The organism is Subtercola vilae (assembly GCF_004923255.1).
Taxonomy (GTDB): domain Bacteria; phylum Actinomycetota; class Actinomycetes; order Actinomycetales; family Microbacteriaceae; genus Subtercola; species Subtercola vilae.
Genome location: NZ_QYRT01000021.1, coordinates 14,817 through 31,170, shown reverse-complemented (window position 1 = coordinate 31,170; position 16,354 = coordinate 14,817). Strand labels below are relative to the sequence as shown.

The window sequence follows — 16,354 nt, the reverse complement described above, 5'->3', positions numbered from 1 at the left end:
GAAAGGAACTCGCGCTCAGGCCAGCACCTCGTTGAGGTCGTAGCTCACCGGGCGCTCGAGCTGCTCGAAGGTGCACGAGCGGGCGTCGCGGTCGGGCCGCCAGCGGTCGAACTGGGCCGTGTGCCGAAATCGCTGCCCTTCCAACTGGTCGTAGCGCACCTCCACCACGAGCGTCGGGTCGAGTCGCACGAACGACACGTCTTTGCTGCCGGAGAAGCGGCTGCGCTCGGTCGCGCCGCGCACCGGGTCGCCCTTCGCATCGCGCGTGACGAGTGGCGCGAGCTCGTCGATGAGCTCGCGGCGGCGCACGTCGGTGAATGCCGAGATTCCGCCCACGTTCGCCAGGGCGCCGTCGGCGGTGTACAGCCCGAGCAGCAGTGAGCCGACGCCAGTACCGCTGGTGTGCATCCGGTAGCCCAGCACCACCACGTCGGCGGTTCGGTGGTGCTTCACTTTGAGCATCACCCGCTTGTTGGGCGCGTACGCTGCGGCGAGCGGCTTCGCCACCACGCCGTCAAGGCCCGCGCCCTCGAATTCGACCAGCCAGCGGGCAGCGAGTGCCGGGTCGGTGGTGGTCTGGCTGAGGTGCACCGGATGCCCGAGCCCACCCACCAGCTCGTCGAGTGCGGCCCGGCGCTCGCCGAACGGTCGCTCGAGGTAGCTCTCGTCACCCGCGCCGAGCAGGTCGAACGCCACGAACATCGCCGGAGTCGCCACCGAGAGCGTCGCGACCCGGCTCGCAGCAGGATGGATGCGCTGCGACAACGCCTCCCAGTCGAGCTTCTCGTGCCCCTGTTCGCCCGAGCGCACCACGATCTCGCCGTCGAGCACGCACGGCCCCGGCAGCAGCCGGGTGAAGGCCTCGACGAGTTCGGGAAAGTACCGGGTGAGCATCTTCGACCCGCGACTGCCGATCTCGACCGTCTCGCCGTCGAAGTAGACGATGGCCCTGAACCCGTCCCACTTCGGTTCGTAGTTGAGGGCGCCCAGCTTGCCGCCCTGCTCGGGCACGGCGTCGACGGCTTTGGCGAGCATGGGGGCGATGGGGTCGGCAGCGGAGGGCATCATGCATCGATCATGCCGCAGCAGAACGCGGCGCAACAGGGGTGTGACCAGGCAGAGGAAAGGCCCCCGCCGTGAGGCGAGGGCCTTTCGATCAGTTGGTTGTGAGCCCTAGTTCGACGCCGCACTCGTGGTGAGGTCGCCGTTCAGCCCGGCCGGGAAGAACCCGCCCTTGTTGACCGATGCCGAGTTCAGGTAGACGATGTTGAGAACCTGGCCGGGCGTGCGGCTGTACGTGATGCCGTTCTTGTCGGTCGGCACCAGGTTCGCAACACCGTTCACAGTGATGCCCTGGTCGTCGCTCGTGGGGCCATCGAGGCTGTCGCGAGCGGCCGAGATCTTGTTCACGATGCCCTGAACGTCGACGCCCTGGTTGTAGAGCGAGGTGCGGATGATGCCGGCGTGGTAGGCCTCGACCGAGAGGATGCCGGCCGCGGCTTCGAGGTACGTCGCGTTGGTGATGAGCGGTGCCGCACCCTTGTATGCCGTGACTCCGACGTCTTCGAAGACGAATGCGCCGATCAGAAAGTTGATGTCGCTTGCGTACGGGTCGAACGTCTGGCCTGCGGTGATCACGCCGGCAGCGGTTGCCGCAGCCGTGAATGCAGCGTTGATGTCGATCGCGGGGCGGGCGACAGCAGCTGAGCCGAGCGCACCGCGAAGAAAGGCGACGTGAGCCTTCTCATCGGCAGCGATCTCCTTGGCGTAGGCGGCCACGGCCGGAATCTTGAAGTCGACGGCGCGGCCGCCGCTGACGCCGCCGAGAGTGCCCTTGCCGCCGGTGAGGCTGTTCGGCAGGCCCGAACCGGTCACGGCGCGCAGGTAGAACTCGGCCTCGAGGTATTCGAGGTTCAGCGCGAAGTTCAAGATGGTGCCGTCGCTGATGCCGGTTGACGCAGCCGCGTTGGCCGCCGTGGGGGCCAGAAGCGAGGCCCCGAGTCCGAGTCCGCCGATACCGGCAGCCGCCAGCAGCTTGCGCCGGTCGAGTTTGGTCTCAGCGCTTCGGGCGATGGCGTTTTTGATGAATGATTCGTCGAACATTTTCAGCTCCAGAGTATTTTCGTTGCAGGTGAACGTGCGAGGTGACTAGATGGTTGCTTTGCGACGACGAGCCAACACAAGGCCGCCACCCACAAGGAGGAGCACGCCGGCGAGCGAGCCGATACCAATACCGTCAAGACCGGTGTTGGCGAGGGTGCCGGTGCCAGTCGATGTGCCGGTGCCGGTCGAGCTGCTGTTCGAACCGGTCGACACAGCAGGAGCCGTGGCGGTGGGGGTGGGAGTTGCCACCGGGTCAGCCGTCGCAGTGAAGGTGCCCGTGATCGTACGGCCGGTGAGCGCACCCGTCAGAACGACCGAGTAGACGCCGGTGGGGGCATTCGCGGCCAGTACCAGGGTGTCGGTGTAGCTGCCGTCGGTGTCACTGGCGAAGAGGTGGTCGGCACGGGTTCCGCCGAGCACGACGGGGGCACCCGACGGGTCGGTGACCGCGACGGTCACTTCTTCTGACGTGTTGAAACCGGTTGCGGCAACGCTCACACCGGCAGCAGCGCTCTGGCTGACCGTCTCAGTGCTCGGATTGAGCACGATGCTCAACGGAATCAGCGGTACCGGTGCGGTCGCGAAGAAGAACACCACGGCCTGGCGACCAGCACCGGGAATCGGCTTGCCCTGGGCGTCGGTGTTGAACACGAGCACCCGAACTCCGGTGTTGACGCCGTCAGAGGTGGCGGTTCCTGCACCGGGCTCCAGCTGGCTGAAATCGGTGACGATCGAGAACGTGCCCAGCGCATCGATGGTGCCGGTTCCGGCAACCGCGTCTTTACCGCCGCGGCCGTTGTAGTCGATCTCGACGAGGCTGCCCGGTGTGCCGGTGCCCTTGAAGGTGGGGGTGGAGGTGGTGACGGTCTCGCCAACCGTGGGGGAGGTGACCGTGAAGGCTGGCACGACGGTGACCGGCGCGGTCTTGGTGGTGAAGGTCAGTGGCACGGATGCGACCACCGTTGCCGCGTCGTTGTCAGTGACCTCTTCGACGATCACATTGATTGTGCTGACGTTGGGCGCGTACTTCTCGAAGTTTGCGTTCGCACTCCAGTCGCCGGGGTTGTCGCCGGCCATGGTGCCCGAGTTGACCGCCGGGGTGTCGAGGGTCGCGCTGCCGGCGGCGGCGTACAACACCTGCACGGTGTCGCCGTCGGCAAGGCCGGTGCCAGTGAAGGTGACGGTCGAGCCACTGATGGCGACGTTGATCTGGCCGTTGGTCGGCGACGTGACGACGAACGGGTCTGCCGCAAAAGCGGCCGGTGCCAGTGCGAGCGCGGGAGCGACGACGACGGCTGCTGCCGTGCCGAAGATCGCCAATCGCTGGCCGACCGTTCGTGCTCTGGCGCGTGTTGTGGCGCGCTGGGGTAGGGAATTACCTCGCATGGGGGCTCCTGGTTTGTAAGCGACAAAGGAAGAAGCGCCCCCTGCGACGGCGGCATCGAGATGAATGTAGCGCACAGCGTATTCACATGTCACGTGTTTTTTCTGCAGCCAAGCTTCTGTCGGTATGCGCTATGCTGCGCCCGATGTTGCACCACTGTCTGGCTTGTGAGCAGCTTGTGGCCCTACTCAAACGCGATATAGCTTGACAGAGAGCATCGCGCGAGCGTAACGTCATCAGTGTCAGACGCGATATATCGCGAACGGCACCGTGCGACATGCAACAGGCGGCGCGGGCATCGAGAGGAATCGGCATGGCGCTGGAGAAATGGCTCGTGAACGGGCCCAAAATCATCGATCTCGAACTCGTGCGCTCGGTGAAGATCAGCCTCATCGCGGGCAAGATCGACATCATCGGCCACGATGAGCCGGGTGCGCGTGTGGAGGTACACGGCGTTTCAGGCAAAGACCTCAAGGTGTCGATCACGGGTGATCAGCTCGAAATCGATCATCCGCAGTTGCGATGGGACAACTTCATCGACGTCTTCGCCTCCTTCCGCGGCTCGGCCCAGGCTGACATCAGCCTCCTCGTTCCGCGTGACGTTGCGGTGAAGATGGGTGTCGTGTCTGCCTCAGCACTGGTCTCGGGTCTCACCACCGACGCCCGCATCAGCACGGTGTCGGGCGATGTCGTGGTCGACTCGATGACGGGTTCGCTCGAACTCAACTCGGTGAACGGCGAGCTGTCGGTGAGCGGGCACAGGGGTTCAGTGGCGGCGCGCACAGTGACCGGCGACATCACGGTGAGCGGAACGGTTCCCACGTTCTCGGCCGATGGTGTTTCGGCCGCGGTCTTTCTCGACCTCGACGGTGAGGTAGATGTGCTGACCAACAACACCGTGTCGGGTGACTTCACGGTGCGGCTCGACCCCGGCTTCGGCGCTCGCTTCAACGTCAACACGGTTTCGGGCGTACTGAACCTCGACGGCTCGACATTTCGTTCCACCCGCGGCCGCGGCAACAACTTCACGACCGGCTCGCTCGACGGCCGATTCGTCGAGGTGCGCGCCAATTCGGTGTCGGGTGACATCACCACCATCAGGCGTGCGGATGCCCAGGCCGACTCTGGCGGCGCCGCAGCGTCTGACGTTCCCGCCGAGAACGCCGCGCCTGCCGAAAGCACCGCGCCTGCCGAATCGGAGGCCTCCGCGTGAACCCCGTCTTCGGCCACGGACACCTTCGGCTGTACATCCTGAATCTGCTGAGCGAGCATCCGTTTCACGGCTACGAACTGATGCAGTCGCTGAGCGAACGCTTCGGCGGCACCTACAGCCCGAGCGCCGGCACCATCTACCCGCGGCTGTCGAAGCTCGAAGAAGAAGGCTTGGTCACCAAGTCGTCTGACGGCCGCAAGACCACGTACGTCATCACTGATGCAGGGCGCGCCGAGCTCGCTGCTCGCCGGGCCGAACTCGATTCGATCGAAGACAGCGTCACCGATTCGGTGCGCCTGCTCGCCGACGGCGTTCGTGCCGGCGTCACGGCGGCCATGAAGAGCCTGCGGGCCGACCTTGCGTCGGCTGCGCGCGACTCCGCAGACCCCCGGAGTGGCCACACCACGGGCAACACGGAGTCGACCGAGGGTCAGACCGATACAAGCTCAGGCGAAGAGGCTGCGCCGGCGGCGACCGGCACCCCCGCAGCAGCACCCACTGCCGAGCAGCGGCGCAGCGCCAGCGGTGACGCGGTGCGAGAGGCAGAAGTCGCGCTCACTGCATTCCGTTCCGCGGTGCGCACCGACCTGCGCACCCACGCGGCCACCGGTTCCGTCTCCGCCGAGGCCGTGCGCGCCTTCACCGAAGACCTGCGGCACGCCCGCGCCACACTGCGCTCGAACCTGGGCGGCTGAGCCCGCCCCGTCTCGAGCGCAGTCGTGTGAAAAGGTGCGTCTGTGTGTGCACGGGAATCAATTCGAAGCCACGCGGTTAGAATGAGCGGATAGTTACCCGAGCATTTCAAAGGTGGAAACATGTCAGAACCCAGGGGCCGAACCCTTGCCGAGAAGGTGTGGGACGACCATCTGGTCGTCAAAGGCGAAGACGGCACCCCTGACCTTCTCTACATCGACCTCCACCTCGTGCACGAGGTCACCAGCCCCCAGGCCTTCGACGGCTTGAGGGTGGCCGGGCGCCCGGTTCGCCGCCCCGACCTCACCATCGCCACCGAAGATCACAACACCCCCACTCTTGCCATCAACAGGCCGATCGCCGACCTGACGAGCCGTACACAGATCGACACGCTGCGTACGAACGCGAAAGAGTTCGGAATTCGGCTGCATTCCCTGGGCGACGTGGAGCAGGGCATCGTTCACGTGGTGGGCCCTCAGCTCGGTCTCACCATGCCCGGTATCACCGTGGTCTGCGGCGACTCACACACCTCCACCCACGGCGCTTTCGGTGCCATGGCATTCGGCATCGGCACCAGCGAGGTTGAGCACGTTCTCGCCACGCAGACTCTGCCGTTGAAGCCGTTCAAGACCATGGCCATCACCGTCGAGGGCACGCTTCGCCCGGGCGTCACGGCCAAAGACATCATTCTCGCGGTGATCGCGAAGATCGGCACCGGTGGCGGGCAGGGCTACGTGCTCGAGTACCGTGGGTCGGCCATCCGGGCTCTCTCCATGGAGGGGCGTATGACCATCTGCAACATGTCGATCGAGGCCGGTGCCCGTGCGGGAATGGTGGCGCCCGACCAGATCACGTTCGACTACCTCGAGGGTCGGCCGCACGCGCCTGCCGGCGACGACTGGGTCGAGGCGCTCGAGTACTGGAAGACGCTCGAGACCGACGACACCGCGGTGTTCGACGCCGAGGTCTTCTTGAACGCCGACGAGCTCGAGCCGTTCGTGACCTGGGGCACCAACCCGGGCCAGGGTGTCTCGCTCAGCGAGAACGTGCCCGACCCGTCGCTGATCGTCGATGCCAATGACCGCGCCACTGCCGAGCGCGCGCTCGAGTACATGGCGCTCACGGCCAATACGCCCATGAAAGAGATCGCGGTCGACGCGGTGTTCATGGGCTCGTGCACCAACAGTCGCATCGAAGACCTGCGCGCGTTCGCCTCGGTCATCAAGGGCCAGAAGAAGGCCGAGAATGTGCGGGTCATGGTGGTTCCGGGCTCCGCGCGGGTACGCATCGAGGCCGAAGCCGAGGGCATCGACAAGATCGTCGAAGCGTTCGGGGCCGAGTGGCGCTTCGCCGGGTGCTCGATGTGCCTCGGAATGAACCCCGACCAGCTCGCGCCGGGCGAGAGGTGTGCATCCACATCGAACCGCAACTTCGAGGGCCGCCAGGGCAAGGGCGGGCGCACCCACCTGGTGTCGCCGCTGGTCGCTGCGGCCACGGCAATTCGCGGCACGCTGTCGAGCCCGTGGGATCTCGAGCAGGGTGAACCCGGCGGCGAACTCGCGGCCGGCGAACTTTCAGCCGGCGAACTCGCCGCAGCCGGTTCTGCAACCACTTCAAAGGCGGTCTGAATCATGCACGCAGTATCGATCATCACCGGGGTCGCCATGCCGCTCGCGCGGTCGAACGTCGACACCGACCAGATCATCCCGGCCGTCTTCCTGAAGCGTGTCACCAAGACGGGCTTCGAAGACGCCCTGTTCTACGGATGGCGCCAAGACCCCGATTTCGTGCTCAACGCGCCCGAATTCGTCGGCGCGAAAGTGTTGGTGGCAGGCCCCGACTTCGGTACCGGCTCGTCGCGCGAACACGCCGTGTGGGCGCTTCGCGACTACGGGTTCCAGGCGGTTCTGAGCTCTCGGTTCGGCGACATCTTTCGCGGCAACTCAGGCAAGCAGGGCCTGCTCGCGGCCGAACTCACCGAGGCCGACATCGAGAAGGTCTGGGCGGTCATCGACGCCGAGCCGGGCCGTGACATCAGTGTCGACCTGACGACCAAGACCGTTTCGATCGGCGACCTCACGCTGCCTTTCGAGATCGACGATTACACTCGGTGGAGGCTGCTCGAAGGTCTCGACGACATCGGGCTCACACTGCGAAGTGAAGCGCAGATCACAGAATTCGAAAGCCGCAGGCACAGTTGGCGGCCGAAGACCCTCCCAGTGAAGTAGGCAGCACCTCTATGAACACCATCCTCCAAGATACTCAGAAGCACGAAGCCCAGAAGCTCGATGCCCAGAAGGCAGCGGCTCACGTCGGCCTCCTCTCCGACACGATCATCGTGAACGGTGGCCGGCCGCTCCGCGGCCGTATCGACGTGCGCGGAGCGAAGAACCTGGTCACCAAAGCCATGGTCGCGTCGTTGCTCGGCGATACGAAAAGCGTGCTCCGCGACGTGCCCGACATCAGCGACGTGCACGTGGTGTCGCGACTGCTCGAGATTCACGGCGTCGAGATCACGGGCAGCCCCGAATCGGGCATCCTCGTGTTCGACCCCGCCAATGTGGCCATCGCCCAGAGCGCCGAGATCGACGCGCTGTCGGGTTCGAGCCGCATCCCCATCCTGTTCTGCGGGCCGCTGCTGCACCGCCTCGGCCACGCGTTCATTCCCGACCTCGGCGGTTGCCGCATCGGCGACCGCCCCATCGACTTTCACCTCGACGCGCTTCGCGCCTTCGGTGCCGTGGTCGACAAGCTGCCGAGCGGCATCAACATCACCGCTCCCAACGGCCTGACCGGTGCCAACATCGAGCTGCCCTACCCGAGCGTCGGAGCCACCGAGCAGGTTCTGCTCACCGGGGTTCGCGCAAAAGGCATCACCGAGCTGAAGAACGCGGCCATCGAGCCCGAGATCATGGATCTCATCGCTGTTCTGCAGAAGATGGGTGCGATCATCTCAATCGAGCCCAACCGTGTCATTCTCATCGAAGGTGTCGACAGCCTGAAGGGCTACGACCACCGGGCGCTGTTCGACCGTAACGAGGCCGCGAGCTGGGCATCCGCTGCCCTCGCGACCAAGGGCGACATTTTCTGCGTGGGTGCCAAGCAGCAGGAGATGATGACGTTTCTGAACGTGTTCCGCAAGATCGGCGGGGCGTTCGACATCGAAGAAGACGGCATTCGCTTCTACCACCCGGGCGGCGACCTCAAGCCCGTCGTCATCGAGACCGACGTTCACCCGGGCTTCATGACCGACTGGCAGCAGCCGCTTATCGTCGCGCTCACGCAGGCCGTGGGCACCTCCATCGTGCACGAGACGGTCTACGAAGACCGCTTCGGCTTCACCGAGGCGCTCGTTGAGATGGGCGCCGACATCGAGGTGCACAAGAACGGCCTCGAAGGCGGCTACCGCCGGGTACCTCGCCGCGCGCTCGAGCAGGCGGCGGTCATCACGGGCCCCACCAAGCTGCACGGTGCCGACATCGAGGTTCCCGACCTGCGCGGTGGCTTCAGCCACCTCATCGCGGCACTCACCGCCCAAGGTCAGTCGCGGGTCAGCAACGTGGGCCTCATCAGCCGTGGCTACGGCGACTTCGCCGGCAAACTGCAGAAGCTGGGAGCCGACTTCTCCTTCGCGGCGTAACGGCCACACGGTGCCTTCAGAAAAGACACTGTCGTTTCGGCTGCTCGCCGCACCGGTGATTCCGGTGATCGCGGCGCTCTGTCGGCTTGAGGTTCAGGATGCCCACCACCTGCCCCGCACCGGGTCGTTTGTGCTGACCCCCAACCATTACAGCGACATCGACCCGGTCGTCATCGGCTGGTCGGTGTGGCGGCTGGGGCGGGTGCCCCGGTTTCTCGCGAAGGCATCGCTGTTCAGCGTGCCCGTGCTCGGCTGGGCCCTGCGGCAGATTCGACAGATCCCGGTCGAGCGTTCCGGGCGCACGCACGGTAACAACCCGCTGACGGCGGCCCACGACCTCACGGCGATGGGTGAGGGCGTCATCGTGTACCCCGAGGGCACTCTGACGCGCGACCCCGGGCTCTGGCCCATGCGCGGCAAGAGCGGCGCGGTGCGTATTGCGCTCGAGAACGAGTTGCCGATCATCCCTGTCGCCCACTGGGGCACGCAGGCGGTGCTGCCGCGATGGAGCAAGAAGATCAGCCTGTTTCCGCGCAAGACGATTCACATCAAGTACGGCCCCGCCGTCGACCTCGACCGATTTCGCGGTGGTGCGCTCAGCCAGGCCGCGCTGCTCGAAGCGACCGGGCTCGTGATGGATGCCATCACGAAGCTACTCGAAGACCTGCGCGGCGAAACCGCGCCGGCCGAGCGGTGGAACCCGGCAGAGCATTCGCAGACCGAGTACGGGGCACTGTAATGGCACGCACGGAACGAGTTGCCCGCGTGGCGCGGGGCAAGCGGGGGCTCGTCGCTGTTCCGACGCGCGCCGTCACCGTTCTGGGGGCGGGGAGTTGGGGTACGACGTTCGCCAAGATCCTGGCCGACGGGGGCAGCGACGTCACACTGTGGGCACGCCGCCCCGAACTCGCCCGCGAGATAACCGAGGGCAAGCGCAACAGCGACTACCTGCCGGGCGTGAACCTGCCGCAGAGCATCCGGGCGACCGCCGACCTCGCCGATGCGGTGGGGCAGTCGTCGATGGTGTTCGTGTCGATTCCGAGCCAGACGCTGCGCTCGAACCTCGCTGCTCTGGCGCCGCTGATCGGGCCGAACACCGTGGTGGTGAGCCTGATGAAGGGCGTAGAGAAGGGCACAGGCCTCCGCATGAGTGAGGTGCTCGAGCTGGGCCTCGGTATCGATCGCGACCGGCTCGCCGTGGCATCCGGCCCCAACCTCGCACTCGAGATCGCCCGGGAACAGCCCACGGCCGCCGTAGTGTCGTCGGCGAGTCTCGGCACGGCCGAGTCGGTCGCCATGGTCGCGAGCAATCGCTACTTTCGTTCGTTCGTCAACACCGACGTCATCGGCACCGAGTTCGGGGGAGTGCTGAAGAACCTCATCGCGGTGGCCATCGGAATCGTCGACGGCGTGGGCTATGGCGAGAACACAAAGGCCTCGATCATCACGCGCGGCCTCGCCGAGATGACCGATTTCGCTGTAGCGTACGGCGGGCGGCCCGAGACGATGTCGGGGCTGGCCGGGCTCGGCGACCTCATCGCGACCGCGAGCTCGCCGCTGTCACGCAACAACACCGCCGGGCGGCTGCTCGGCCAGGGCTACAGCTTCAGCGACGTGGTCGAGCGCATGCACCAGACCGCGGAGGGCCTGTCGTCTGTCGCGCCGATTCTCACCCTCGCGGCAGCGCGCGGGGTCGACATGCCCATCGTGCAACAGGTCAGCCAAGTGCTTGCCGGTACGCTGAACCCGCGAGATATTGCACCTCATCTCACAACAGACTCACTCGAACCCCAGGGCGAAAGGCCGAACGATGGCAGACAAAACCGTGGTGGCTCTGCTCTTCGGCGGCCGTTCCAGCGAGCATTCGATCAGCTGCGCAACGGCCGGCGGGGTTCTCCAAGCGATTGACCGGTCGCGGTACGACGTGATTCCCATCGGCATCACGGCCGACGGCGCGTTCGTGCTCGAAGACGACAACGCGGCGAAGTTCGCACTCGACCCGCAGAAGCTGCCCGTGGTGCTCGACAACGGTTCGCGCGTGCGGTGGCCCGAGAGTGCTTCGTCGCGTGAGCTCACGGTTCTGGATGCCCGGGGCCAGTCGCGCTCGCTCGGCCAGGTCGACGTGGTGTTCCCCATCCTGCACGGCCCGTACGGAGAAGACGGAACCATTCAGGGGCTGCTCGAACTCGTGGGGCTGCCGTATGTGGGCGACGGAGTGCTCGCGTCGGCGCTCGGCATGGACAAACACTTCACCAAGACGGTTCTCGCCCAGGCCGGTATTGCCGTTGCTCCGTGGCACACGGTGACGGCCAGGCAGTGGGCTTCGGCGCCCGCTGCTGTCTCCGAGCTCGTGAGCGAGCTCACCCTGCCCGTGTTCGTGAAACCGGCCCGCGCGGGGTCGTCGGTCGGTGTGAGCAAGGTCAAAGACTGGTCAGAGCTCTCGGCTGCCATGGCGGGGGCGCTGACCGAAGACGACCGCGTGCTGATCGAAGAGGGCATCGTCGGGCGTGAAGTCGAGTGCGGGGTACTGGGGGGCCGCGCCGGGGGGCCTGCCCGGGCATCCGTTGCCGGCGAGGTGGTCATGACGGGCCGCGAGTTCTACGACTTCGACGCGAAATACCTGGGAGCAGCGGGCATCGAATTGGTGTGCCCGGCCGACCTCACGGCAGAGGAGCTCGGCGAGATGCAGTCACTGGCCGTGCGGGCGTTCGACGCGATCGGCGGCGCGGGGCTCGCGCGGGTCGACTTCTTTCTGACGCCCACCGGGTTCGTGGTGAACGAGATCAACACGATGCCGGGGTTCACCCCGATCTCGATGTTTCCCGCGTGCTGGATCGCCTCGGGCGTCACCTACCCCGAGATCATCGACGAGCTCATCGCACTGGCCCTCGAGTAGCCCGCCCCGCTGCCCCTCCTGCCCCCGGCCACGATGAGGTGGAAGGGGAGCGAGGGGCGGGCAGGGGGAGCGTACGGCGAGGTCAGCTGGGGATGTAGTTGAACTCGTCGGGGTTGGGGCCCGTGCGCTCGTCGCGGTTCAGAGCGGTGATGGCGGAGATGTCGGCTTCGGTGAGCTCGAAGTCGAACAGGGCGAAGTTCTCTTCGACGCGTGAACGAGTCACCGACTTCGGAAAGACGATGTCGCCGCGCTGGATGTGCCAGCGCAGGGTGACCTGGGCGGTCGACTTGCCGATGCGGTCGGCGATGGCCACGATGGCGGGGTCGTCGAGCACCTTGCCCTGGGCGATGGGCGACCAGGCTTCGGTGGCGATACCGTTTGCAACGCCGAACTCGCGCAGGGCATCCTGTGTCAGGTACGGGTGCACTTCGATCTGGTTCACAACAGGAACGATGTCGGTCTCGGCGAAGAGGCGCTCGAGATGGTGCTGCTGAAAGTTCGAGACACCGACTGACTTGACGCGGCCGCTGGCGAGCATCTCCTGCATGGCCTTCCACGTTTCGACGTAGTCACCCACGGCGGGTAGCGGCCAGTGGATGAGGAACAGGTCGAGGTAGTCGAAACCGAGCGCCTCGAGGGTGCCGTCGAACGCTTTCAGCGCAGCGTCGCGCTCGTGGAAGCCGTTGTTGAGCTTGCTCGTGACGAAGATGTCTTCGCGCGCAATGCCGGAGGCCGCAACGGCCTCGCCGACCTCTTTCTCGTTGCCGTACATCTCGGCGGTGTCGATGTGGCGGTAGCCAACTTCGAGCGCCGCCAGGGTCGCAGCCTTCGTCTCGTCGGGTTTGATCTGAAAGACGCCGAACCCGAGCTGGGGAATCTGCACGCCGTTGTTGAGGGTCACGTTGGGAACTGTCATACGTCAACGCTATTCCCTGTCGGCCGTCGACACGAACTGCGGCGCGGGGCTTGCGAATTCGGCCCGAGGCGGGGAACTCGCAGCCAGGGCTGTGCAACCCGGCAGCCATATCCTCTGCTGTGCTCGGCCATAGGCTGGGCCCATGACGAACCCGTTCTTCGAGCCGAGCACTCTGCTCTACCAACTGCCCGATTTCGGGGCGATCACCGATGAACACTACCGGCCTGCGTTCGAGCGGGGCATGGCCGAGCATCTCGCCGAGGTCGAGGCGATAGTGACGGCACCGGATGCCCCCACCTTCGCCAATACGCTGATTCCGCTCGAGCGGAGCGGCCAGATGCTGTCACGCGTCGCGACCGTGTTCTTCAATAAGGCGTCGGCCGACAGCAACGACACGACGAACGCACTCGAAGAAGAGTTGGCGCCGAAGCTCGCCGCCCACGCAGACGCGCTGCGACTCGACTCGCGGCTGTTCGCGCGCATCAAGGCGGTGCGGGCGTCAGCGGAGTTCGGTGGTGCCGGCGGCCTCGACGCAGAGTCGCGGTACCTCGTCGAGCGTTACCTCGCTGAGTTCACGCAAGCCGGCGCCGGGTTGGGCGACGCCCAGAAACAGCAGCTGCGGGAGTACAACCGGCGGCTCTCTGAGCTCACGACGAAGTTCGAGAAGAACCTGCTGGCCGAGACCAACGCGCTGGCCCTGGTCATCGACGACGTGACCGAGCTCGAGGGGCTCGGTGCGGGCGAGATCTCCGCTGCTGCGGAGGCTGCGGCAGAGCGGGGGCTGCCGGGCAAGTGGGTGGTGACGCTCGTGCTGCCGACCGGGCATCCGTACCTCGCGTCACTCACCGACAGACGTGTGCGCGAACGACTCTTCACCGCGTCACGGTCGCGGGGTAACCGCGGGGGTGAGTTCGACAACCGCGACCTGGTGCTCGAAATCACCCGGCTGCGCGCTCTGCGGGCGGGCCTGCTCGGTTTCGAATCGCACGCGGCCTTCGTTACGTCAGATGAGACGGCCGCAACGCCTGCGGCTGTGGATGCCCTGCTGCGCCGGCTCGCACCGCCGGCGGCCCGCAATACCCGTGTCGAGCAGGCCGCGCTACAGCGCCTATTCGGTGGCGAATACGTTGTCGAGGCGTGGGATTGGGCGTACCTCACCGAGAAGGTGCGCAAGGCGCGGTTCGACGTCGACACCGCCGAGATGCGGCCCTACTTCGAGGCCGAGCGGGTGCTCCGCGACGGGGTCTTCTTCGCGGCGAACAGGCTCTACGGAGTGACCTTCACCGAACGCGCCGACCTGCGGGCGTACCACCCCGAGGCGCGCGTGTTCGAGGTGCACGACGAAGGCGGTTCGGCGGTGGGGCTCTACGTGCTCGACCTCTACACGCGCGACTCGAAGCGCGGCGGGGCCTGGATGAACTCGTTGGTGTCGCAGAGTGCCCTGCTCGGGCATCCGGTGATCGTCACCAACAACCTCAATGTTCCCAAGCCCGCCGAGGGCACACCCACGCTGCTCACGTTCGACGAGGTGAACACGTTCTTCCACGAGTTCGGGCACGCTCTGCACGGGTTGTTCGCACGCGTGACCTACCCGAAGTTCTCGGGAACAAGCGTGTTTCGCGATTTCGTCGAGTTTCCGAGCCAGGTCAATGAGATGTGGATGCTCTGGCCCGAGGTTCTGGCGAACTACGCGGTGCACCACCTCACCGGCGAGCCCATGCCGGCCGAACTCGTGGCGAAGGTGCAGGCGTCGGCGGGGTTCAATGAGGGGTTCGCCACCTCTGAGTACCTCGCTGCGGCGCTGCTCGACCAGGCGTGGCACCGGCTCGGGGCGGGCGATGCGGTCGAGGATGTGGCGGCCTTCGAGGCTGCGGCGCTTGCCGGTTTCGGGCTCGGCAACCCGGCTGTTCCGCCGCGGTACTCGAGCACATACTTCGCGCACACGTTCTCAGGCGGATACGACGCCGGCTACTATTCCTACATCTGGAGCGAGGTGCTCGACGCCGACACTGTGGAGTGGTTCACCGAGAACGGCGGCCTCACGCGCGCCAACGGTGACCGCTTCCGTCAGCGCCTGCTCGGCGTCGGCGGCTCCCGCGACCCGCTTGAGGCCTACCGCGACTTCCGCGGACGCGACGCCGACATCGCGCCCCTCCTCGCCCGTCGAGGCCTGACCCCCTGACGTCCTCACCTCTCCCGCCCGCCGCTCGCCGCCCTGCCCTCTCGATGGCCGATCGCCGATGGATGCGGCGGGGCGGTGAGGCGGTGTCAGTGGGGGCGGCGTGCGTGGAGGAGAGGATGCCCGGCCAGGGTTGAGACGGCGACATCGGCGAGCAGGGCGAGGGTGACGCCGACGGCGTAGGCGGCGAGGTCGGTCGGCGCGAAGGTGCTGCCGAGCACGAGTGCGGCGGGCGGGAAGGCGGCGTCGATTCGCGCCGGTAGGTCGGTGAGCTGCAGAAACTCGATGATCCAGCAGAATGCCAGGGCGAGACCTGCGGCGAGAAGCCTCGGGCTCTGTCTGACGGTCAGGATCAGCGCGAGGAGCAAGTAGATGAGCGCTGCGTAAAGTGCATCACCGCTGGCGTCGAGGATCCACGCCCACGTGCTCGATCTACCGCCGATCCAGCCGCTGCCGAACCAGCCCGAACCGAACCAGCCCGAACCGAACCAGCCCGAACCGAGCGACCCCGAACCGAGCGACCCCGATGCGAGCCATTCCGCGGCGTTGTAATGCATGATGAGTCCCGCGGCGACAGTGGCCGCGGCGGCAATGGCAAGCGCGGTGCGACGCATCCTCCGCCTCGGCGGTCGAGTGTGCAGGATCAGCCCGCAGCGGCCGGGGGCGTGGTCTCGATGATGAAGGGCGCTGTCGTGTCGGTGGGCGCCGGGGTGGGCACTGTTGTGGTGCCAGTGCCAGTGCCAGTGCCAGTGCCAGTGCCTGTGCTGCCGGCGGTCGGAGCCGGGGTGGGCGCCGCAGTGCCGGTGGAGGAGCCGATGGGGGTGCCGCCGGCGCCGAGCACGTCGTTGGCGTCGACGCACTTATTGGTCTGGGGGGTGGCCGCGAAGGCGCTCTGCAGATCGACGAGGGCCGTCACAGCCGAGACGGCGTTGGAGTCGACGATGACCTGCGTCGCGGGTGTGCGACCGAACGTGGTGAAGGTGTACGACGGGGCCTGCGAGTCGTCTTCGATCCAGTCGATGCCCGAGATGGTGTCGCAGGGCAGCGTTGTGGGGCCATACGGTTGCACCCCGCAGCGCAGGAGTATCGAGGCGGGCGAGCCCCACGCGGCTGTCGCCTGCGCGTTCGTCTGGCGGAGGCTCTCGCTCGCGACCGAGTCGGGCAGGCGCACCATCACTTCGGCGCAGCCCGGATCGGTGGCATTGGCCGCCGGGTCGAGCGCGACGGTGGGTGTGCAGCCGGTGACCACGACGGCGAGAAGACCGGCCAGAAGGGCGCCGGGAACCAGGAGGCGTTTGCGGGTGAACATCACCGACAGGCTACCGTTTAG

At 66.3% G+C, this 16,354-nt stretch carries 15 protein-coding genes; 9 read left to right on the top strand and 6 right to left on the bottom strand.

Annotated elements, in window-relative coordinates:
- Positions 1–15 precede the first annotated feature (15 nt).
- From D4765_RS11525 to D4765_RS11515, 3 genes are all read right to left on the bottom strand, one after another.
- Positions 16–1,068, bottom strand: coding sequence for an ATP-dependent DNA ligase (locus D4765_RS11525; RefSeq protein WP_136642450.1), 1,053 nt, complete (start codon positions 1,066–1,068; stop codon positions 16–18).
- A gap of 105 nt (positions 1,069–1,173) precedes the next feature.
- Positions 1,174–2,103 carry a ferritin-like domain-containing protein gene (locus D4765_RS11520; protein WP_136642449.1) on the bottom strand — a complete coding sequence of 310 codons (930 nt, stop codon included), beginning with the start codon at positions 2,101–2,103 and terminating at the stop codon, positions 1,174–1,176.
- A gap of 45 nt (positions 2,104–2,148) precedes the next feature.
- Positions 2,149–3,489, bottom strand: coding sequence for an LPXTG cell wall anchor domain-containing protein (locus D4765_RS11515; protein WP_136642448.1), 1,341 nt, complete (start codon positions 3,487–3,489; stop codon positions 2,149–2,151).
- A gap of 332 nt (positions 3,490–3,821) precedes the next feature.
- Between D4765_RS11515 and D4765_RS11510 the strand changes: the two genes are divergently transcribed.
- From D4765_RS11510 to D4765_RS11475, 8 genes are all read left to right on the top strand, one after another.
- Positions 3,822–4,700, top strand: a complete 879-nt coding sequence (locus tag D4765_RS11510; RefSeq protein WP_237280398.1) for a DUF4097 family beta strand repeat-containing protein — start codon at positions 3,822–3,824, stop codon at positions 4,698–4,700.
- The gene (locus D4765_RS11505; RefSeq protein ID WP_136642446.1) at positions 4,697–5,395 is read left to right on the top strand and encodes a PadR family transcriptional regulator; all 699 of its coding nucleotides are present in this window, start codon (positions 4,697–4,699) and stop codon (positions 5,393–5,395) included. Before D4765_RS11510 ends, D4765_RS11505 begins: the two co-directional genes overlap by 4 nt.
- 120 nt (positions 5,396–5,515) lie before the next feature.
- On the top strand, positions 5,516–7,021 hold the full coding sequence (gene leuC / locus D4765_RS11500; protein ID WP_136642445.1) for a 3-isopropylmalate dehydratase large subunit: 1,506 nt from the start codon (positions 5,516–5,518) through the stop codon (positions 7,019–7,021).
- Between the two features lie 3 nt (positions 7,022–7,024).
- Positions 7,025–7,621 carry a 3-isopropylmalate dehydratase small subunit gene (gene leuD / locus D4765_RS11495; protein ID WP_136642444.1) on the top strand — a complete coding sequence of 199 codons (597 nt, stop codon included), beginning with the start codon at positions 7,025–7,027 and terminating at the stop codon, positions 7,619–7,621.
- An 11-nt stretch (positions 7,622–7,632) separates the two neighbouring features.
- Positions 7,633–9,033, top strand: a complete 1,401-nt coding sequence (murA, locus tag D4765_RS11490) for a UDP-N-acetylglucosamine 1-carboxyvinyltransferase (RefSeq protein WP_136642443.1) — start codon at positions 7,633–7,635, stop codon at positions 9,031–9,033.
- Between the two features lie 10 nt (positions 9,034–9,043).
- Entirely contained in the window at positions 9,044–9,772 is a 729-nt protein-coding gene (locus D4765_RS11485; RefSeq protein WP_136642442.1) for a lysophospholipid acyltransferase family protein, read from the top strand.
- On the top strand, positions 9,772–10,941 hold the full coding sequence (locus D4765_RS11480) for an NAD(P)H-dependent glycerol-3-phosphate dehydrogenase (RefSeq protein ID WP_136642441.1): 1,170 nt from the start codon (positions 9,772–9,774) through the stop codon (positions 10,939–10,941). Before D4765_RS11485 ends, D4765_RS11480 begins: the two co-directional genes overlap by 1 nt.
- Complete coding sequence (locus tag D4765_RS11475) at positions 10,844–11,929, top strand: D-alanine--D-alanine ligase family protein (RefSeq protein WP_136642440.1); 1,086 nt, start codon at positions 10,844–10,846, stop codon at positions 11,927–11,929. The genes D4765_RS11480 and D4765_RS11475 overlap by 98 nt, the downstream gene beginning before the upstream one ends.
- An 82-nt stretch (positions 11,930–12,011) precedes the next feature.
- Here the strand turns inward: D4765_RS11475 and D4765_RS11470 are convergent, their stop codons facing one another.
- Entirely contained in the window at positions 12,012–12,845 is an 834-nt protein-coding gene (locus D4765_RS11470) for an aldo/keto reductase (RefSeq protein ID WP_136642439.1), read from the bottom strand.
- 142 nt (positions 12,846–12,987) lie between these two features.
- Between D4765_RS11470 and D4765_RS11465 the strand changes: the two genes are divergently transcribed.
- Positions 12,988–15,027: a M3 family metallopeptidase gene (locus D4765_RS11465; RefSeq protein ID WP_136642438.1), complete on the top strand. Its 2,040-nt coding sequence runs from the start codon at positions 12,988–12,990 to the stop codon at positions 15,025–15,027.
- 86 nt (positions 15,028–15,113) lie between these two features.
- Here the strand turns inward: D4765_RS11465 and D4765_RS11460 are convergent, their stop codons facing one another.
- Positions 15,114–15,638 carry a DUF2809 domain-containing protein gene (locus D4765_RS11460; RefSeq protein WP_201799296.1) on the bottom strand — a complete coding sequence of 175 codons (525 nt, stop codon included), beginning with the start codon at positions 15,636–15,638 and terminating at the stop codon, positions 15,114–15,116.
- Positions 15,639–15,667: 29 nt separating this feature from the next.
- Positions 15,668–16,333, bottom strand: a complete 666-nt coding sequence (locus tag D4765_RS11455) for a DUF3515 family protein (protein WP_136642437.1) — start codon at positions 16,331–16,333, stop codon at positions 15,668–15,670.
- Between the last annotated feature and the right edge of the window lie 21 nt (positions 16,334–16,354).